Origin of the sequence: Paenibacillus vortex V453 (assembly GCF_000193415.1) — a bacterium.
Classification (GTDB): domain Bacteria; phylum Bacillota; class Bacilli; order Paenibacillales; family Paenibacillaceae; genus Paenibacillus_AQ; species Paenibacillus_AQ glucanolyticus.
This window is the reverse complement of the sequence record NZ_ADHJ01000037.1, coordinates 680,146-699,615: the sequence shown is the minus strand read 5'-3', so window position 1 is coordinate 699,615 and position 19,470 is coordinate 680,146. Positions and strand designations below refer to the sequence as shown.

Sequence of the window (19,470 nt, the reverse complement as noted above, 5' to 3'; positions counted from 1 at the left end):
AGATATGTCTAACAAATGGGGTGCAGTTCATTCTGGCGGCTTTTTTGCTATGAGAAATGGATCCTACCATATTTAAACAAACAATCTATTAGTTCATGATAAGTTGTCAGTAGGTCTAAGGTCTGGTATAGTATTAGTTGTACTTACAAATGAATGCTAAATGAGTTGGTTTGTTTGGAGAGCTTGGTCAGTGGGTAAAAGAATTAGCGAGTAAGCTAATTTTTGTTGCATCACAAAAAAAAGGGGGGTATATATGCTGAAATTTGCACATGTCGGCAAGAAATACGCCAATGGTTTTGAAGCAGTGAAAGATATTAATTTTGAAGTGGAATCAGGAGAAATCCTGGTGCTGATCGGACCGAGCGGATGCGGGAAGACCACCACGATGAAGATGATTAACCGCCTAATACCGAACACATCCGGAAAGATTTACATCCACGGTAAAGATATCTCGAAGGAAAATCCCGATACGCTGCGAAAGAACATCGGTTATGTTATCCAGCAGATCGGTTTGTTCCCGCATTATACGATTGAGGAGAATGTCGGACTTATTCCTCAGCTTAAAGGATGGGACGCAGGCAAGAAGAAAGAGCGCGTTCTCGAGATGCTCCGTCTGGTGGGATTAGACCCTGATGTGTTTGCCAAAAGATATCCGAAGCAGCTATCAGGTGGGCAGCAGCAAAGAGTAGGCGTGGCGAGAGCTCTTGCAGGCGATCCCGAAGTTGTCCTGATGGATGAGCCCTTTGGAGCGCTCGATCCCATTACCAGAGAGCAATTGCAGGATGAGTTATTGAAATTGCAAAAAGAAGTAAAGAAAACCATCGTATTTGTAACGCATGATATGGAAGAGGCACTGAAGCTCGGCGATAAAATCGCCATTCTCAAAGACGGAGAATTGGTGCAATTCGATTCACCTGAACAAATTCTTAGCCAGCCGGCGAATGAATTCGTGGAAGGCTTTATCGGTAAAAATCGAATTTATCAAAACCCCGAATACATTCCGGTCACCGATGTGATGCGGGATAATCCTTCTACCTCATATCCGGACAGGACTCCGGGCAAAGCACTTGCCTTTATGCGACAGCGGAAAACGGATACCCTGCTCGTTGGCGATGAATCAAACCACTTACTTGGGATTGTATCTGCCTATGATCTCGCCGCCAAAATGGAGGGAATCCGTACGATCGAGGAAATCATGACATGGCCTACGATTGTACTTCAGGATACGGCTACAGCAAGGGACGCATTGTCCTTGATTACACAAGCGCCACATGGCGTCATTCCCGTAACTACAGTAGACGGCACCATTGCCGGAATCGTTACGAGAAGCAGTCTCTTGACCGCTTTTGCCGCTAAATGGGTGGGAGAAGAGGAGGAGACATTATGAGAGATCGATCTTTATGGGAACAAATGAAACAGCAGCTGGAGAGCCGTGGGGATGACTTGATTCAGTCATTGGGTGTTCATATCCAGCTCGTCCTGATATCCATGCTTCTGGCAGTCATTATAGGTATTGCTTTCGGAATATTAATATCACGGATTAAGGCATTAAAGGGAATTACGCTGGGTACTGCAGGCATCTTGCAAACCATTCCGAGTCTGGCGATGCTTGGGTTTATGATTCCGTTGTTTGGCATCGGGATGAAAACGGCCATTGCGGCATTGTTTTTATATTCTCTGCTGCCAATCATCCGCAACACCTATGCAGGCATTACGGAGGTTGATAAATCGGTGGTTGAGGCAGCAAGAGGGATGGGCATGAAGAGTGGACAGATTTTGTTCAAAGTGCAATTGCCTCTGGCGATGAGTGTCATCATGGCGGGCATTCGAACAGCTGCGGTTATCAATGTAGGTACAGCGACACTTGCTGCCTTTATTGGAGCGGGTGGATTAGGTGAATTCATCTTCCTTGGAATTCAGCGCAACATTGAAGCGTTAACCTTAATGGGCGCGATCCCGGCAGCTCTTCTGGCACTTGTCATCGATTATTTGCTGGGATTGCTTGAAAAGGCAACGACCCCAAAAGGACTAAAGGTGTAATTGTAATAGGATAGACCCAACAGGATGTTTTCATAAAAATAATAAGGTAGCACAGGAGGTACGAATGAAGATAAAAAAGATTATGGTTGTATTGGGAATGCTGGCATCGATTGGTATGGTTCTAGCTGCTTGCGGTGGAAATTCGGATGGGGATCAAGCCGCCGAGGGCAATAAACAAATAACCGTCAGCTCCAAGAACTTCACGGAAAACGTCATTCTGGCGCATATGATGGCTGAGCTGATCGAAGCCAAAACGGATATTAAAGTGACAAGAACCGTGAATCTTGGCGGCTCCAACGTAGTATGGAACGCGCTGAAGAATAACGAGGTTCAGCTGTTCCCCGATTATACGGGCACCATTGTAGCCAATTATTATCAAGAAGAGACAGGGACATCGGAAGAATCTCTCAGCAAGACAAGAGAGCTGCTTAAGGCGGATAATCTTGCCTTCCTGGAGCCATTCGGTATGAACAATACGTATACTTTGGCTGTTACCAAGGAAACGGCAGATCAATACAATCTTAAAACCTTCAGTGATCTTGCCAAGGTTTCGGATGAAATGACACTCGGCGTAGAGTTCGAATTTCTGGATCGGGATGACGGCTATCCGGGAATCCAGAAGCTGTATGACATGAATTTCAAAGATTCCAAGGGGATGGACCACGGAATCATGTACCAGGCCATTGAGAAAGGTGAGACGGATGTAACGAACGCGTATGCCACGGATGCACAGATTATCGTGCATAACCTGGTGATTTTGGAGGATGACAAACAATTTTTCCCTCCATATGATGGCGGTCCCGTCATTCGTCAGGATACGCTTGACCAATATCCGGAGATTGAGGACGTGCTGAACCTGCTCAAGGGACAGATTACGGATGCTGAAATGCAGGAGTTGAACGCTCAGGTGGATATGGAAGGATTGAAGGAAGATGATGTAGCTCGAGACTTCCTGGTGAAAAAAGGCTTGATCGAAGGATAATGCAGCACAGCAAAACCGGTCTTTTTAGACCGGTTTTTTTGCGTGCATTTAGTTTTCTCGCATACAAAGGAGATGGGGGGCCCTCAGGGCAGGGCAGAGGTCAAATTTGTTCTGGATTTTAAGCAATGTCTAATGGTAAAATCCTCTTAAATTTCCAACACATTTCATAGATGATAGAGGAAGGAGGATTAGTAGATGAAAATGGTGCCCGTTCTTCATTATGATGCATTCTCCGTTCAGCCCAATAAGGGGAACCCTGCCGGCGTTGTCTTGCATGCAGATACGCTGACCGAGGAAGAAATGTTAGCCATCGCCCGCAAGGTCGGCTTCAATGAAACCACGTTTATTTTAAAGTCTGAGAAGGCAGATATCCGCTTGAGGTATTACACTCCGGGTCACGAAATGAACTTGTGCGGTCACGCAACCATGGCATCTATGTATGCATTGCGAACCAAGGGGCTGCTGCCAGAGAAAGAAACCGTGTGGATTGAAACCAACGTGGGTGTGCTGCCGATAGAATTCCTTCATGAACAAGATCGGTTAACGATGAAGATGAAGCAGGATCATCCTCAATTCATTCCCTTTGAAGGTGATGTTGATCAACTGGCCGCCTCTATCAATCTAAAACGCGAGGATTTGGATCTATCGATGCCCATCGTATACGGAAGCACGGGAATATGGACATTACTGGTGCCGGTGAAAGGGTTAAGCGGATTTGATCGGATGGTCCCGAACAATGCGTTATTTCCGGACATTTTAACCGAAAATCCAAAGGCCTCGCTGCATCCGTTCTGTATGGAGACGATGGACGATTCTTCCTTCATGCATGCGAGACATTTCTCTTCACCCTATTCAGGCACAGTCGAGGACCCGGTGACAGGGACCGCATCCGGCGTAATGGGAGCATATTATTTAACTTATCTGAACACCGAGCTGCCCTCCGCGCAATTTATCGTTGAACAAGGCCAAGAGATGGGTAAAGACGGCAGAGTCCATGTTCAAGTGAATCGTAATCAAAACAAGATGGACGTATATATATCCGGTACGGCGGTTTTTGTACGGGAGTTCGATGTTCATATTGATGGATGACTTAGAGTGAGGGACGTAAGAAGGGGCGTATGTTATGAAAACATTTAAACCTGAGATGACTTTGGATTTAGCGATTGAGCATCTGAATCATATTGAAGGCGAGACCGTGAGGAAGGTCACACCTATAGAGATGGGTGAGCTTAGCAAGGTGTTCAGTTATCGGAAGGGCGATGCTGATTATGTTATTCATTTCAAAAGCAATAGGGAAAGTCTTGATAAACAGCTCTATATTTACAATAAGTACGGCGCACCATCCTTGCCCATACCCCGCATTCACAAGATAGGGGAGTTTGGGGATATTCACTACTCCATCTCAGACAAGGTATCGGGCACACCGATTAGTGCCCTGGAGCCGGAGCAAATCCGAAATCTTATTCCGAGTTTAGTCCATCATTTTATACTTATAAACCAGGTAAGTGTTGGGGACTCCGGTGAAGGATTTGGCTGGATTACCCCGGAAGGAAAGGCGTCCCATCGTTCGTGGCTTGATTGCCTGGAATCTTTTTTTGATCAGGAGCAAGAGGGGTTCCATCATGGATGGAAGAGCTTATATGAGAGCAGTTTTCTGGAACAAGATTTTTTTGAAGAAGTCTATGACACGATGCTCGGGCTTGCTCAATACTCACCTCAAGAACGCTATCTGGTACATGGTGATTTTCATCTGGGCAATATGCTCGGCGAGGATCCGTTTGTGACAGGGATTGTGGATTGGGAGATGGCGATGTACGGAGACTTTATGCTGGATGTCGCTGTTCTTCACATATGGCATCCGATGCTGGAATTTCCACAAAGGCTGCTGCAAGCTATGACGGAGCGCGGTGTCGAGATTCCTTATTTTGAAGAGAGGCTGCTGTGCCATCAGCTCTTTAAAACGCTGGATGCACTCCGTTTTTATGCGAAGAAGGATGACGCCAACAGCTATCAATTCATAAAAAATCGTATCATGTCTTTGATAGATTCATAGACCCAATGATGCTAGTTGGGATAATGCGGTCTCGGTAGGAGCTGATCATTTCGTGAAAAAAATGATGGTTGTAGGTGCATCAGGTGTTCTTGGTACATGGATTTGTCTGGAAGTCCTTCGGATATTTACTCATAACGTAAGCTTGGTCGTAAGTGATTATAAAGCAGACAGAGGTAAAAACACGGCAGTTTCTTTAGGTGAACAAGTTCAATTTCGTTTATTAGATATTACTCATAAAGAGAGTATCGAACAGGCCGTTTGTGATATTGATCTTGTAATTGTGTCAGCCAAACAGCAGCAGCCGCTAATTCAACATGCCTGTATTAAACACCAAGTTCGATGTATCGATGTAACGGTGTTTTATGACTTTGTGTGTGAGACGAGGTCCTTGCACTACGATGCGGTAAATAATGAGATTGGATCGATAGTAATGTCAGGTTTTTTCCCGGGATTATCTGGATTAATCGTTAAGAAGGCAGTATCTCCGTTTAGCGAGATTACAGAAGTCAACGTGGGATTGTTGCAAAGCACGAATGCCAAAGCCGGAGTTTCAGGCATTATAGATATGCTGCGAATGATAAGCCAAGATGTTAGGCGTCACGATGGACAACAATCAGCTACCATATCGGGTTTTAAGATAAAAAGAAATATGATGTTCTCCAGTTCATTACGCAATCGAAAAGTCCGGTTAATCGAGCATGCTGAAAGAGCTTTTTTAAGAGAAATACTGCAAGTTGAACAGATTCATTATTGGACCGCGTGGAACAACAATATGTTCAATATCTTTGTAGGTTTACTTAAACGGTCTGGTATTCTTGCTAGAATTCTTAAATTTGATGCGAATGTCCTTGTTAAGTATGTGAAGCATAATCCTGCGCAACCTGAGGAGGCTTCTCTCTCTATTGAGGTAAAGGGAGTAATCGGGAACCAGCAGTGTGTCAAAACGTTTGTATTGTCTACTTTTTCTGATTATCATACAACAGCGATGTTCACTGCCGCATTAGCGAAAATAGCGATAAACAAAGAGATATCCGGTGTTGTGTTCCCATTTGAAATAACAGATATCGATGAAATTTTATCCATAATGGATTGCCCTCGAATTACGCTAACAGAAGCCGGGATTTCGTGTGGTACAGGCATTATAAAAAAAGAATGAGCCATAGGGGAAGTCCAAAGTCATTCCCACCTTGGACTTACTGCTTATCTCAGAACACAGCGGATGACATATTTCATTGTCAATCCGTTATCCAAAACCTTCACAGCCATGAAGGTTTTTTGGTCTTGTTTAAAAACGGGTATCAACAAGAATGCCAATCACCAACAACAAGAAGGTTAAATGTGTGAAATGGAATAGTTAACTGACGAGTCCAGAATGGAGGGCAAAGAATATACTGGACTAGGTTGAATTGAAGGGGCGGGAACGTCATGAACCATATCGACAGGGTAAGGAGAAGCGTACCGGAGGGCACGTTGATTCGGGGAATACATCCTGCTATTTATTTGTATGAGCGAGGCAAGAAACGTCCTGTAACTGATACGGAGACATTCCATTCCTATCGATTAAATGCAGAGGGCATTGTGGTATTGGAGGAGTCGGTGCTGGAAGAGATGGAGACCGGCACGCCGGTGAACATCTATGGGGATTTTAGAACGAATAGCCCTGCAACTCTTCTGGTGAAAAGCAGCGGTTCGGAAATTTACCTATGGACCGATGGTCTGCTTCATCCGATTGCATCGGGCGAAATTTACGACAGACTGCGATTTCATTATTCAAGCGTAGTGACTTTGCCGGATGAACTGATCGCTTTCCTTCCGGAAGGGGATCCGATTCATGATGCAACGCTGCTCACGCATTCCCTGGTGAACGGAAGAGTATACAGTGCTCCTAACGGATTGATTTATTATGGAGAGCGAAACAAGCTGCGAAAAATCGAGGGTCCCTCCGTATTCTCTTTCTATCGATGGAGAGTGGAGGAGATTGTTCATTTAACGAGGGAGGAGTTTAACCACTGCCGGTTAGGGGAACCGATTCTGTAGATAGGTTTGCACTCCCATGGAGCTGTTGATGACGATAGGGGCGTTCGGGAAGGGTGAGAAACTTGAAGGTACTGCTCGTTACGATATTCATGATTCCTCATGTCGGGGGACTGTGGAAGTACATGCTGCAGGTAAAGCAGGGACTTGAAGCTCTCGGGCACCAGGTCGACATGATGGGTGACGGAATTGATTGTTTTTATATATATGGAGAGGACAACCGGAAGGTACTCAAGAGCCATTTTAAACCGATGCTGGAATATAAGCTTCCGACAACCTCCCCTATATTCACAGATCATTGGGTCAGGTATGCCGAGTCCGAGCGATTATCTCTTGAGCTGTCGCTTACGTATTTGGGCTTGGAGCAATATGATGTCATTCATGCCCAGGATGTGCTGGCCGCAGCGGCCGCAAGTCGCGTGAAACCTGCTCGGATACCCCTGGTTACCAGCATCCATGCCTCCGTGGCTTTCACGATACGAGATATGCTTCAGACGGATCAGGGCATTAAACCTTCCAGCGCTCCCCTCGTATGGAATTATTACAGGTCGATTGAGAATATAGGCGGTTCTTTCAGTGATCATGTCATGTTAGCTTCGAAGTGGCTGCAGGAAGTGATGGTGTCTCATTTTGCACTGCCGGAGTCAAAGATATCACTGATCCCCTATGCAATGGACATATCGAGCTTTGACAATCGAATGAAGATGGAGCATGATCTGTCCCGGCCAGAGAGTAAGAAAGTAATGATTAGCACCTCCAGACTAAGCTCTGAAAAAGGCATTCATGTGCTGCTGGAAGCCCTCGGCAAGCTGTTTAACATCCGTCAGGACTGGGTGTGCTGGCTGGTTGGGGACGGGGATCAGCGTTCCATGTACGAAGAACGTGTGGATCAGCTGGGTATAGGGGAAGCTGTGCATTTTTGGGGCTCGCGCGATGATGTTCCAGTATTGCTTGGCATAGCGGATATTTTTGTTATGCCGAGTTTGATGGAGACCTTGTCCTATTCCGTGATGGAAGCACAGCTTGCAGGATTACCGGTAGTCTCATCGGACGCAGGCGGTTTGAAGGAAGCGGTTCAGCATGAGGTGAACGGTCTTCTTTTTCCGGCGGGGGATGAGGATATGCTGATGGCGCACCTGGATCGATTGCTCGAAGATGAAACATACCGGCAATGGCTGGGGGAACAAGCACGGCAATGGGCTTTGGCCCATCGAGGTTTGGATACTATGGTGACGCGTGTGCTTGAAGTCTACCGGAAAGAGATAAGCAAGAAATGATGTTGCAAAGAAGGGGGAGTGGACCATGAATTCGACAGAGGTACCTGGAGATCAGTATCGGGACCTGTTTTTATCCCAGCATACCCACCCTTTTATAATGGTCAATCAAGAAGTATGGGAGCTGACGATAAGCCGGCTTCCCAAGGATTATTTCATACCCGATTATCGGATTATTAATATGATGATGAACATGGTGTAGGAGAATAGAACGGAGGTGGGTGGAATGGGAACATCGAACTGGCAGAATTTATCTTATTGTGTAGATCTGATTCGGTATGTATCTCCTAAGTCCGTGCTGGACGTTGGCGTTGGGTTCGGCCGTTGGGGGATGATTTGCCGTGAGTATTTGGATGTATGGGAAGGGCGGGTATTTCGCGCGTATTGGAACACATGAATCGAAGGGATAGAGATCTATCCGGTGAACGTCGATTCTTATCATTCGTGTTTCTATAACAAGATTCATGTTGCGGATGCATTTGACCATCTTCATGCGGTAGTGGAGCCGGGGCAGTTCGATTTGATTATTCTGGGTGACGTTCTGGAGCACTTTACAAAAGAGCGTGGTCTTGCACTGCTGCAGACCTGTATTCAGAAATCCCGATTTGTTCTCTTGAATATCCCCATTGGAACGAACTGGCCGCAGGGCGCGGCATATGGCAATGAATTTGAAGCTCATCTAAGCACATGGACAACGGAGGAACTGGATCAGTTCCCGGTGGCCGACAAGCGGCATTTTAAAGATTACATCGATCGTGATTTCTCCACGTATTTGTATTCCATGAAAGGCATGTAGGAAGCTACGCCGATCTTGAATCCCTTTCTGTTGAAACATCTTCTGTGAAGAAGATGTTTTTGCGTTTAACCCGTACTTGATTCATGGTATAGTGTAATGGACTTTCGATAAATGGAAAGAGGTAGTTCAGATATAACTTAGAAAAGAGAGCTGATTCTATTCTATGAAAAAGATCGTTCTGGCCGGTGGAACAGGTTTTATAGGAAGTTATTTTGAGAAAAAATTCACGAGTGAACAAGCACAAGTATATATGATATCCCGCCAGGAAGGGCATATTTCGTGGGACGATCATGAAGGCATGGTTGCAGCGCTGGAGGGAGCCGATATGCTCATTAATCTGGCGGGCAAATCCGTAAACTGTCGATATCATGAACGGAATAAAGAGCTGATCCTGAAATCAAGAATCGATACAACGAAACGATTGGGAAGGGCCATTCAAGCCTGTGAGAATCCTCCCCCTCACGTGGTTTAATTCCAGTACCGCTACTATCTACAGACATGCCGAGGATAGGCCGATGACGGAGGAATCGGGAGAGATTGGCTCCGGTTTTTCCGTTAAGGTAGCGGAAGAATGGGAACGGGCATTTTTCTCATTCCCGCTTGACCGCACAAGGCAAATTGCGCTGCGTATTGCCATTGTGTTAGGTCCTGACGGCGGCGTTATGACACCCTATATGAATCTGGTAAAGTACGGGCTGGGTGGAGAGCAGGGTACAGGCAACCAGAGGTTCAGTTGGATTCATGTCGAGGATTTGTACCGGATTGTTCTGTTCCTGCAGGAGAATAAAGAGCTGAGTGGTATCTTCAATTGTGCATCCCCGCATCCGGTACCAAATAGGGAGCTGATGAAGCTGCTTCGGCAGGCGTTAAACCGAAGGTTCGGACTGCCGTCACCCAAGTGGCTGCTCGAGCTCGGGGCCCGAATGATCCAGACCGAAACGGAGCTTATACTTAAAAGCCGATGGGTTATTCCCGACAGACTGATGAAGTCGGGGTTTGATTTTAAGTACGATACACTGGATAAGGCATTGACGGAGATCGTGAAGAAGTAAAGAGAGGAGCACTTCTTCTGAAGGCTCTCTTCCAGCCGGATTGTTCCATCTAGAATCCATTTTCAATTCTTGGAGAATGAAGACCGATCCATACATGAGCTTCAGGAATGGGCGAAAGAGAATGATATACCCTTTCTCAATCGGAATTTTTGGATATGGTTATAAAGTAGAACGTGAATAAGAGAATCGCAATTGGGCGTGGATCTAGGAGAAACCGAAGAAGAACTTGCCATAGCGCAGGTTCTTTTTTTGATGCCTAAAGCTCAGCGAATAAATCAATGGAAGTGTATTATTAGCCACTCGCCACAAAGTGGTATACTGTTTTTTAGCAGTATTGAGAGAAAGGATAGTGGTTATGGGTTACCAGCTGACCGAACGGGTGATCAAGCTATTGTGCGGAAAAAGCTCCTACGATCGCGGTGGGGTCTTATATAGAGATGGGCAGGTAACGATGCGGATTCAAGATCCCGACAGCCGGAAGTACGAGGCGGAAGTGAGGGACAGGGAGTCCGGCATCGTCTATGCAGAGATTGACTCGAACGGAGATGTACTCGCCGAATGCAGCTGCACCGACTATGGATTATCCCGTAAGCGATGCAGACATATTGCAGCGGTGCTCCTGAACATCCGGGATATTGAACAGACGGCAGAAGCGCCAAAACGTCCTTATCCGTCGTTATTGCATACTTCTGCTCGCAAGCATAGCGAGGATGGAGGCATGACCCCCAGGTTCTCAGCGGAGCTGCGCAGAGGTTCCGGCGGTAGCGAGGATGATGCGGTGTTGAGCAGCCAGCTGCTCGGTCTGTTCTCTTATTCCGGGAGCCAAAGGTCCACGGCAGCCTCCCGTTTTGATACGCGTGAGGTATTGGAACTGGAATGCATTTTTAAATTATTCCCTTACGGATATCAACAACATCTGTTTGGCATTGAGCTGCGAATAGGTCAGAAACGCTTATATATCGTCCATCGGATCAGAGAGTTCCTGATGTGCCTGAAGCACGGACAATCCTGTGTGTTCACGAAGAATTTCGTCTATGATCCGGAGCGGCACAGCTTTAAGAAAGAGGACGACGATATCCTTCAAGCGCTGATCCGCATTTACGATCATGAACGGATGCTGCAGCAGACGCTGGCCATGCCTAACCATGGCAGAAACGGGGGCAGCGACCGGATGCTGATCATACCTCCGACGTTTTGGCCCGAAGTCAGGGCAATGCTGGATCGTTCCGTTGATTCCCTCTTGTCCCTGGATGGGGTCCTCACGGATAAGCTGGAGTTTAGTCAAGATCCAATCCCCCTCCAATTCGAATTTGATGAAGATGGGGATGATCACTATCTTATGAAGATAGAGGGATTGGATCGCATGACCGTTCTCGAGGAATACGGGCTAGTCATTGCGGACGGGAAGCTGATTGACATAGAGCTGGATGCTTGCCGGAGGCTGGCCGAGATGAAGTTGCTGCTGGAAACATCGTTTAAACCGCAGATCCGGATTCAGCCGGAGATGATGGAGTCCATTATGGAGCGGGTGGTTCCGGGACTAATGAAGCTTGGCAGCGTTCATGTGGCACAGACCGTATCAGACCGGATCGTGAAAACACCCTTAAAAGCGAAGCTGTATCTGGATCGGGTTCGTGGACGGCTGTTAGCGGGACTGGATTTTCAATACGGCGACATCACCATCAATCCGCTGGGAGGACACCGCGCAGCACGGGACAGCAGCTCGATCCTGGTTCGCGATGGTGAGGCGGAGCAGCGGATTCTTACGCTTATGGAGGACGCCTCCTTCGCCAAGACCGATGACGGCTTTTTTATGACCGATGAAGCTGCCGAATATGAGTTTCTGTATCATACAGTCCCGCAGCTGGAGAAACTGCTGGTGGTTTATGCAACAACGGCCGTGAAGGAACGTGTTCTTACAGAACCTATGGGTGCCAAAGTTCGAGTGGATATTGATGAACGGACGGACTGGCTTGAATTGAAGTTCGATATGGAGGGAATTCGGGAAGCCGAAATCCGGGAAATCGTCAAATCGCTCGAGGAGAAGCGTAAATATCACCGATTGCCTAACGGAGCACTTCTACCGCTTGAAAGTGATGAATTCCAGGCGGTGGTTGCGTTGATGAATCGGATTGGCCCTTGGCTATCGACGGATGGTACAGCGTTTAAATTACCGGCGGTCCAAGGGTTGCAGCTGATGGATTGGGAGGATTCCGGGTCAACGGTTCAGCTTGGCCGATCCTTGCGCCGAATGCTTCAGAATATGAAGAATCCGGATCATCTGGATTTTGCGGTTCCACCCAGTCTTGAACCCATCCTTCGGGATTATCAAAAATTAGGCTTTCAGTGGATGAAGACCTTGGCCCACTATCGATTCGGCGGCATCTTGGCAGATGATATGGGGTTGGGAAAAACCATTCAGAGCATCGCTTTCATTCTGTCGGTGCTTCCTGAGATCAGAGAACATAAAGAACCTGCGCTCATCGTTGCGCCGGCTTCACTGCTCTACAACTGGCATAACGAACTCAAGAAGTTCGCGCCGGAGATCAAGGCTGTCATTGCTGACGGGGTGCAGACCGAGCGGAGGCAGCTTATCAAAAGCGCGGGCAGCGCGGATGTTATCATTACCTCTTACCCGCTGCTTCGCAGAGATGTGGAACGATATGCAAAGCTGTCGTTTGCAGCGTTAATATTAGATGAAGCCCAAGCCTTCAAAAATTATGCAACCCAAACGGCTCAGGTCGTAAAAACACTTCATGCGCGCTATCGGTTTGCACTCACAGGCACGCCTGTAGAGAACCGTCTGGAGGAATTGTGGTCCATTTATGATGCCGTCTTCCCGGCTCTCTTCGGTGACCGAAAGGCCTTCCATGAATTGTCGAAAGAAACCGTGGCAAGGCGGGTGCGTCCCTTCCTGCTGCGCAGGTTGAAGTCGGATGTGCTGAAGGAACTGCCGGAGAAAATCGAATCGATTCAGGCATCGGGTCTGCTCATGGAGCAGAAGAAGCTGTATACCGCCTATCTTGCAAAATTAAGACAAGAGACGCTCAAGCATCTGGCGCAGGACGGCTTCCAGAAGAGTCGGATTCGCATCTTGGCAGGCATTACCCGCCTGAGGCAGATCTGCTGTCATCCGGCCCTTTTTGTTGAAGGCTACGAGGGAAGTTCGGCCAAGTTTGAGCAGCTCTTGGAGACCATCGAGGAATGTCGTCTTGCAGGACGGCGGATGCTGGTATTCTCCCAATTTACGGGGATGCTGAAACTGATTGCCGGAGAGCTTGGGTATCGGGGGATTCCGAGTTTTTATCTGGATGGGCAGACCCCGTCTGCCGAACGGGTGGAGCTCTGCGAGCGCTTTAACGAGGGGGAACGCGAGGTATTCCTGATATCGCTGAAGGCCGGTGGAACGGGCCTGAACCTGACGGGGGCCGATACGGTTATCCTGTACGATTTGTGGTGGAATCCGGCCGTTGAGCAGCAGGCCACAGACCGGGCGCATCGCATCGGTCAGAAGAAGGTTGTGCAGGTGATTCGCCTAGTGGCTCAGGATACGATCGAGGATAAAATGTATGCACTGCAGCAGAAGAAGAAAAACCTGATTGAGGAGCTGGTTCAGCCAGGGGAAGAGTCGCTGCCTAGCTGGACCGAGGCGGAAATTCGGGAGCTGCTGACACTTCAGGGCTAACGGATCTGATCAGGTTGCGGAAGTTTTTAAGAGATGGCAGGAGATGTGATGATGAAAAAAACAATCTTTTTCATACTGGCCGCTGTAGTGGTTGTCATCAGTTACATGCCGCTGTTCTTCGGCGGTTATGTCTACAATGAAGAGCAGGCCATGCGCCGCTTCCATCCCGCCTATACGGGGGATAAGCTCTACGAGAAGATCGGGGATCAGCACAAACTGATCGTCTGGCATGATGGTCATGTGAAGATCGTAACAGCCGTAGAGAGTAAATGGGGACTGCTGCACAGGGTCAAGAATGCCGTCGTTCTGGAACACAGGAAGGAAGAGGGACCCTTCACACGCATTTGGTCCGCCAGCCGGAATGGTGACGGGATGTACGACACGCTGCTGGCGGTTGAAACGCTTGAGCCCCACAGTAAGAAAATTCTGGTCACCAATGAGCCATGGGAAGATAAGCTGATCGATAATCTGGATCAAATTAAAGCTTCGTCCGGGATATATATCGAAATGGATGTGGAACAAGGGTATGCCGTGGAATATGAATCATTACCCTACGGACAGACCGGGGGTTTCATATTCCGCAGTATAGACGCGGAAGGAAATATTATCTCCGTTCATCCCTGAGTATAGTCGATCAGCTGCAAACACTGATATAATAGAAGAATGTGGTATTTATAACGTATACTCCAGTCATAGAATAGGACGGTTATCGGTATGCTATCTTTTGTATTAACATTAAAGCGTCTCTTAAGCGGATTGTTTCGAGCGTTTAAGCAGCGGTATTTTCTGGCGCTGTTCGTCCTGATTGTCATCATGCTGATATCCGGTACGATGTTTTACACTAAACAAGAGGGGTTATCGGTGCTGGACGCTCTTTATTTCTGCGTTGTGACATTGAGCACGATAGGCCATCCGGAATTCGTACCGCAGACACCGCTTGGAAAAACCTTCACGATGGTTTACATTGTTGTCGGAACAGGCCTGTTCCTCGGAATGGTTGGACAATTGGCGTATGCCCTAATCCGAACCAATCAAAAAGAAGAGAAGAAATCGACGCCGTCATAGAGATCAAACGAAAAGCAGCCCAGGATTCAACCGGGGCTGTTTTTTTTATGGGCCATTGAAAATTGAAGGGTTCAACTGAGTCCATAGGAACACCAACATGTTTATACCCACATATGGCAGTTCTACTCCACTGTCACGGCAAAATAAAAATTGGCGCGTCCCTGGTCCAGAGGCCATGTACACTGAATTTCGTATAGGTAGGAACCGGGGGTGGTACGGTAGGGTGTACCCGTCGTTGCCGGGCTCCGTCAGGTTTTGTAAGGGTGAAACCGTTAATGCCTTCGGGCGGTGTCGTTTTGTATGACCGCTCCCCGCCTGTGGCTATAACCGGCGTCATATCTTCAAGCCTGGGCATGGCTGAATCCGTCGTGGAGCAATGATCTTCGTTGCACCATGAATATCCGCTTCGAAGCAGCTTGATTTCCGAATATGACAATGAGCAGGAGCACGTATAGTATCGCGCGTTTGCTTTTCGTTTTGATGGAAATCCCCCTTATCTATCACGATCTTCCTACATGGGCTAGTAAATATGTTATAATTTTGAAATCAAACACTTCCATTATAAACCAATCATAAGCAGCAGGCGTTATATAATATGAGATTCTTATAAAGAGGATGAAGCACATGACATTGAAATGGTTAGAGTGGGCAAAAGAGATGCAGGCGATCAGTCAAGCCGGATTGGAATATACGAAGGACGTCTATGACAAAGAGCGGTTTGAGCAGCTGAGGGAGCTTAGCATCACGATCATGCAGGAGTATACGGGCGCAGGCAACGAGATGATTCGAACGCTGTTTGCTAGTGAAACCGGGTATCAGACGCCGAAGGTCGATGTCCGAGGGGTTGTTTTTCAAGACGGGAAGCTGCTGCTGGTGAAGGAGAAGGCAGACGGCGCTTGGGCGCTGCCGGGAGGCTGGGCGGATGTTGGTCTGTCTCCGTCCGAAGTTGTTGTGAAAGAAGTGAAGGAAGAAGCGGGGTATGAAGTACGTGCAGCCAGGCTGCTTGCCGTGTTGGACAAGAAATTTCATAACCATCCGCCTTCTGCCTTCCATGTGTACAAAATGTTCATTCAGTGCGACATTACGGGTGGATCGGCAGGAGTGGGAACCGAGACCTCTGCGGTCGGTTTTTTCCATAAGGACGAGCTGCCGCCGCTGTCCGAAGAACGGAATACCAAGGAGCAGCTGCAGCGAATCTTCGAATTCGAGAACAACCCGCATCTGCCGATATGGCTGGATTAATACATATAACAAAGGAGCGTAGACAATGTGATGGGCTTTAGACCTTACAAAAACGTACCGGATGAAGAGGAAACGAAGAGCAGATTCCATGGACGGATCAACATTTTCTTTTTCAGTGCCTTTTTAATCTTTTGTATCATTATCGTGCGCTTGGCCATCTTGCAGTTCGTTGAAGGCCCGGAGCTGGCTAGCCAGGAATCCGGGGGAGAGCAGAAGCACTTTCCGCTGCAGCCGATCCGGGGCAGCATCATCGACGCCTCTGGCGAGAAACTTGCCTACTCTACAGCTTCGAATTCCCTGTATATCACACTCATGAAGGATTACAGCGAGAAGACGGACAAAGGGAAAGCCAATCGGCCGGAAGCGGAGGAGATGGCTAAGCGGATCGTTCAGGTCTTTAACAAGTATGGGGATCCGAACATCGAACAGAAGACTGTAAAGAATGTGATGGATGACCTGGATCTGGAATATATCAAGCAGCATGGCTATGAACCCAGACTTATCAAGTCAGATTTGACCAAGGAAGAAATCGCTTATTTCATGGAGAACCGTGCCAAATTCCCCGGCATCCAGATTGTGGAAGAAAATGTGAGACATTATGATCCGGATACGGTGGCGGTTCAGACGATCGGTATATCTAAAGAAGTTCAAAGGTTCTAAAGACCTTAAGGATTATCAGGCTATTGATCAGAGCAACAAGGATCAGGATAATCCGGGATTAATTTATACGGAAGAAGAGTGGATCGGTTATGACGGATTAGAGCGGATGTACCAGGAGGAGCTGCGCGGCAAGAGCGGGTATCTCAGTATTCCGATTAATCCGCAGAATATGGTGGATGGCGTACCGACGATGGTTGCCCCCGAAAAAGGCCTGAATATCCACACCACGATCCATAAGGACATTCAGGTCGCAACTGAGCAGGCCATTATGGATCGGCTTCAATATCTTCATACCAACCCTGTGTCGGGCAAACTTCATAAGGATGCTGTCACCGGCTATGCCGTCGCCATGGAAATTGATACTGGCCATGTGGTAGCGATGGCCAGCATGCCGGATTACGACTCGAATGTGTGGGGAAGCGGAGGCAAAATTACGCAGGATGTCGTGGACTCGTCGGGTAATGGCACGATCACGATATACGGATCAGGCAGATCGGGACACGGGTTCGAATCCATGATCTTTCTCGGTTCCGTTATCAAGCCGTTGACGGTACTGATCGGGTTGAATGAAGGATTATTTGGCCCTAATGATACGTATCCTGATCAAGGGTACGCTTCGATAGGTCGGGAAGGAAGCGAAACGAAAATTCGTAACTCCAGCGGCCATAGAATCGGACCCATTAAACCTCAGCAAGCGATTCAGCAATCATCGAATGCCTTCATGATCGATTGGGTTGGCAAAAGGTTAGTCAACAAGTATGGCGGCGAGAAGGGAGTTACGGTCTGGGATCAGTATATGGAGCAGTTTGGTCTTGGAGTAGTAACGGGGAGTGGTTTGCCTAAGGAGCATAAAGGACTGAAAAATTATACGGATACAAAAGCAGCGGGAAGTAATCTGGCGGCGTTAGCCTACGCTTCCTTCGGTCAGCAGGGGAAATACACCCCTCTACAGCTTGCTCAATACACGGTGATGCTGGCAAATGAAGGCAAGCGAATCAAGCCGCAGCTGGTCAGCAAAATAACGGATCAGAATGGAAAAGTGGTCAAGGAATTCGGGCGCGAGGTCCTTAATGAAGTTCATTTTCCCAAGCAATACTGGCAAATCATTAAACAGGGGATGAATACACAAGGTATCGCGGGTTTCGAAGATTTTAAATATGATTTTGCCCGCAAAACAGGTACATCCGAGCAATCATATAAAGGTGTTAACCTTGATAACGGCGTCTTCATCGCCTTTGCTCCGCGCGATAACCCGAAGCTGGCGGTCGCCGTTGTTGTGCCGGAAGGCGGTTTCGGCTCGCAAAGCGCCGCGCCAATCGCACGGAAAATATTCGATGCTTATGAAGAAGTATATGGCCTTGATGGAACGCCGTATCCGAAGAAGGCTGACGAGCAGGCAGAGGATGGCAGCCCGGACGAGTCAGGGGATAACTGATTCAGGTTTTTTCTCCATAATCAATTGCTTGTGCATAATGCATATAGTTAAAGGCAGGTTGAAGAGTGAGCCTTATCCTCTTCAACCTGCCTTTGTTGTGCTCCCGATGATCAATAAGGATTCTTCCTGATCTTCAGCACTTCCGCCAGGAAGGTCAAGGCCAATCCCTGACCCCAGCCTTGAATGCGTTTATCCGGCACGCCTTTGTATCCCGCGGTGTCCTTCATAACGGCTGTTCCCGCGGACACGCCGCTGACGGTGCCGTCCTCTGTAATTTTAGACAAGATCCCGTCAATCGATTTCTGCGTGTATTTATTATAGATGCGTCCTTTGGTCAGAAGGGCGGCGGCGATGCCGGCCGAGCCGGACGTTTCCAGCGGGGATTGCGGATCGGTCGTAATCGTATGCCACAGGCCGGATTCATGCTGCAGCCGGACCAGGGCGCTGAGCTGGTCGCGCAGCGAGCCTTCGATGATCATGAAGGATGGATGCGTGACCGGCACAAGCTCCAGGGCACGTGCCATCGTGATGGCGGCCCAAGCATTGCCCCGGCACCAGAAGACGCCGGACATATGATTGCCGGCGATGTTGTCCCAGCCGTGGTAATACAGATTCGTGACAGGGTCCTGCAGACAATCCTCATGGCCGTGATACTGCTTCAAGCCATCCTCGAAGTAATCCTCACGGTCCAGCATTACGCCGATCCGAAGCAGGAAGTATCCTGCCATAAACATCGTATCGACCCACGCCTGCTCCGGAAAGTTATACGTTTCGGAGTTCACCGTATGCTGAAAGATGCCGTTGCCGAAACGCTGTGCATCCTGCGTAAGAAATTCGGCCATTTCCTTGGCCGTTTCTATATAACGCTCATCCCCATAAACTTCGTACAGGGAAAGCAGCGAGTGGCCGATGGAGACGCCGTTCACCGACAGCTTGGGCAGGCCCTCCTCCATATTTTCGTCCACCCAAGCTTTTAATTGCTCCATATAGTTCTTCTTTCCGGTTGCAGCGTAGGCTTCACATACTCCATAAAAAGCGACTCCGCCCGGCCAATCCCAGCTAAAATCCATGCGGAAGGTTCGGTCAACCACCTGGTCGATCACTTGCTCAATACGCTGTTCATCAAAGACGAGTGTTGGCATAACAGTTACT

Annotated in this window: 17 protein-coding genes and 2 pseudogenes; 17 read left to right on the top strand and 2 right to left on the bottom strand. The window is 48.1% G+C overall.

The features are described from left to right. Window positions 1–253: 253 nt before the first annotated feature. The 15 genes and pseudogenes from PVOR_RS21085 (at window position 254) to PVOR_RS21025 (ending at window position 14,981) form a co-directional block, all read left to right on the top strand. Window positions 254–1,387, top strand: a complete 1,134-nt coding sequence (locus PVOR_RS21085) for an ABC transporter ATP-binding protein (protein ID WP_006211500.1) — start codon at window positions 254–256, stop codon at window positions 1,385–1,387. Then, window positions 1,384–2,040, top strand: coding sequence for an ABC transporter permease (locus PVOR_RS21080; protein WP_006211499.1), 657 nt, complete (start codon window positions 1,384–1,386; stop codon window positions 2,038–2,040). Before PVOR_RS21085 ends, PVOR_RS21080 begins: the two co-directional genes overlap by 4 nt. Window positions 2,041–2,104: 64 nt before the next feature. Then, window positions 2,105–3,022: a glycine betaine ABC transporter substrate-binding protein gene (locus tag PVOR_RS21075; RefSeq protein WP_006211498.1), complete on the top strand. Its 918-nt coding sequence runs from the start codon at window positions 2,105–2,107 to the stop codon at window positions 3,020–3,022. Between the two features lie 195 nt (window positions 3,023–3,217). Then, window positions 3,218–4,111 carry a PhzF family phenazine biosynthesis isomerase gene (locus PVOR_RS21070; protein ID WP_006211497.1) on the top strand — a complete coding sequence of 298 codons (894 nt, stop codon included), beginning with the start codon at window positions 3,218–3,220 and terminating at the stop codon, window positions 4,109–4,111. 34 nt (window positions 4,112–4,145) lie between these two features. Then, window positions 4,146–5,075, top strand: a complete 930-nt coding sequence (locus PVOR_RS21065) for a phosphotransferase family protein (RefSeq protein WP_006211496.1) — start codon at window positions 4,146–4,148, stop codon at window positions 5,073–5,075. 61 nt (window positions 5,076–5,136) lie between these two features. Next, window positions 5,137–6,231, top strand: a complete 1,095-nt coding sequence (locus PVOR_RS21060; RefSeq protein ID WP_376165156.1) for a hypothetical protein — start codon at window positions 5,137–5,139, stop codon at window positions 6,229–6,231. 269 nt (window positions 6,232–6,500) lie between these two features. After that, the gene (locus tag PVOR_RS21055; RefSeq protein ID WP_006211494.1) at window positions 6,501–7,112 is read left to right on the top strand and encodes a hypothetical protein; all 612 of its coding nucleotides are present in this window, start codon (window positions 6,501–6,503) and stop codon (window positions 7,110–7,112) included. Between the two features lie 53 nt (window positions 7,113–7,165). After that, complete coding sequence (locus PVOR_RS21050) at window positions 7,166–8,386, top strand: glycosyltransferase family 4 protein (RefSeq protein WP_138917805.1); 1,221 nt, start codon at window positions 7,166–7,168, stop codon at window positions 8,384–8,386. 25 nt (window positions 8,387–8,411) lie between these two features. Continuing rightward, complete coding sequence (locus PVOR_RS30750; protein WP_006211492.1) at window positions 8,412–8,585, top strand: hypothetical protein; 174 nt, start codon at window positions 8,412–8,414, stop codon at window positions 8,583–8,585. Window positions 8,586–8,609: 24 nt separating this feature from the next. After that, a complete protein-coding gene (locus tag PVOR_RS32115) occupies window positions 8,610–8,780 on the top strand; it encodes a hypothetical protein (RefSeq protein WP_234973034.1) in 171 nt (56 codons plus the stop codon). A 24-nt stretch (window positions 8,781–8,804) separates the two neighbouring features. Continuing rightward, window positions 8,805–9,179 carry a hypothetical protein gene (locus PVOR_RS21045; protein WP_234973033.1) on the top strand — a complete coding sequence of 125 codons (375 nt, stop codon included), beginning with the start codon at window positions 8,805–8,807 and terminating at the stop codon, window positions 9,177–9,179. A 163-nt stretch (window positions 9,180–9,342) separates the two neighbouring features. Then, a pseudogene (locus tag PVOR_RS21040) lies at window positions 9,343–10,231 on the top strand (TIGR01777 family oxidoreductase). Between the two features lie 355 nt (window positions 10,232–10,586). Then, complete coding sequence (locus PVOR_RS21035) at window positions 10,587–13,916, top strand: DEAD/DEAH box helicase (protein WP_006211491.1); 3,330 nt, start codon at window positions 10,587–10,589, stop codon at window positions 13,914–13,916. A gap of 48 nt (window positions 13,917–13,964) precedes the next feature. Further along, complete coding sequence (locus PVOR_RS21030) at window positions 13,965–14,540, top strand: hypothetical protein (protein ID WP_234973032.1); 576 nt, start codon at window positions 13,965–13,967, stop codon at window positions 14,538–14,540. A 90-nt stretch (window positions 14,541–14,630) separates the two neighbouring features. Continuing rightward, window positions 14,631–14,981: a potassium channel family protein gene (locus tag PVOR_RS21025; protein WP_006211489.1), complete on the top strand. Its 351-nt coding sequence runs from the start codon at window positions 14,631–14,633 to the stop codon at window positions 14,979–14,981. Between the two features lie 133 nt (window positions 14,982–15,114). Here PVOR_RS21025 and PVOR_RS29825 read toward each other — a convergent pair whose 3' ends face one another. Continuing rightward, window positions 15,115–15,417, bottom strand: coding sequence for a hypothetical protein (locus PVOR_RS29825; protein ID WP_234973031.1), 303 nt, complete (start codon window positions 15,415–15,417; stop codon window positions 15,115–15,117). Window positions 15,418–15,605: 188 nt separating this feature from the next. On the opposite strand from PVOR_RS29825, the gene PVOR_RS21020 reads away from it, so the two are divergent. After that, window positions 15,606–16,223 (top strand): NUDIX hydrolase, encoded by a 618-nt coding sequence (locus PVOR_RS21020; RefSeq protein ID WP_006211488.1) that lies wholly within the window; start codon window positions 15,606–15,608, stop codon window positions 16,221–16,223. A 27-nt stretch (window positions 16,224–16,250) separates the two neighbouring features. Continuing rightward, window positions 16,251–18,318, top strand: a pseudogene (locus PVOR_RS21015) (peptidoglycan D,D-transpeptidase FtsI family protein). Between the two features lie 110 nt (window positions 18,319–18,428). Here the strand turns inward: PVOR_RS21015 and PVOR_RS21010 are convergent. Beyond that, the gene (locus PVOR_RS21010; protein WP_040680805.1) at window positions 18,429–19,460 is read right to left on the bottom strand and encodes a glycoside hydrolase family 88/105 protein; all 1,032 of its coding nucleotides are present in this window, start codon (window positions 19,458–19,460) and stop codon (window positions 18,429–18,431) included. Window positions 19,461–19,470 lie beyond the last annotated feature (10 nt).

Excerpts from the sequence above, each read along its gene's own strand:
- PVOR_RS21020 (WP_006211488.1), top strand. The coding sequence starts at position 15,606 with ATGACATTGAAATGGTTAGAGTGGGCAAAAGAGATGCAGGCGATCAGT.
- PVOR_RS21070 (WP_006211497.1), top strand. The coding sequence starts at position 3,218 with ATGAAAATGGTGCCCGTTCTTCATTATGATGCATTCTCCGTTCAGCCC.
- PVOR_RS21085 (WP_006211500.1), top strand. The coding sequence starts at position 254 with ATGCTGAAATTTGCACATGTCGGCAAGAAATACGCCAATGGTTTTGAA.
- PVOR_RS21035 (WP_006211491.1), top strand. The coding sequence starts at position 10,587 with ATGGGTTACCAGCTGACCGAACGGGTGATCAAGCTATTGTGCGGAAAA.
- PVOR_RS21060 (WP_376165156.1), top strand. The coding sequence starts at position 5,137 with ATGATGGTTGTAGGTGCATCAGGTGTTCTTGGTACATGGATTTGTCTG.
- PVOR_RS21075 (WP_006211498.1), top strand. The coding sequence starts at position 2,105 with ATGAAGATAAAAAAGATTATGGTTGTATTGGGAATGCTGGCATCGATT.
- PVOR_RS21080 (WP_006211499.1), top strand. The coding sequence starts at position 1,384 with ATGAGAGATCGATCTTTATGGGAACAAATGAAACAGCAGCTGGAGAGC.
- PVOR_RS21030 (WP_234973032.1), top strand. The coding sequence starts at position 13,965 with ATGATGAAAAAAACAATCTTTTTCATACTGGCCGCTGTAGTGGTTGTC.
- PVOR_RS21010 (WP_040680805.1), bottom strand. The coding sequence starts at position 19,460 with ATGCCAACACTCGTCTTTGATGAACAGCGTATTGAGCAAGTGATCGAC.
- PVOR_RS21025 (WP_006211489.1), top strand. The coding sequence starts at position 14,631 with ATGCTATCTTTTGTATTAACATTAAAGCGTCTCTTAAGCGGATTGTTT.
- PVOR_RS21055 (WP_006211494.1), top strand. The coding sequence starts at position 6,501 with ATGAACCATATCGACAGGGTAAGGAGAAGCGTACCGGAGGGCACGTTG.
- PVOR_RS32115 (WP_234973034.1), top strand. The coding sequence starts at position 8,610 with ATGGGAACATCGAACTGGCAGAATTTATCTTATTGTGTAGATCTGATT.
- PVOR_RS21065 (WP_006211496.1), top strand. The coding sequence starts at position 4,146 with ATGAAAACATTTAAACCTGAGATGACTTTGGATTTAGCGATTGAGCAT.
- PVOR_RS30750 (WP_006211492.1), top strand. The coding sequence starts at position 8,412 with ATGAATTCGACAGAGGTACCTGGAGATCAGTATCGGGACCTGTTTTTA.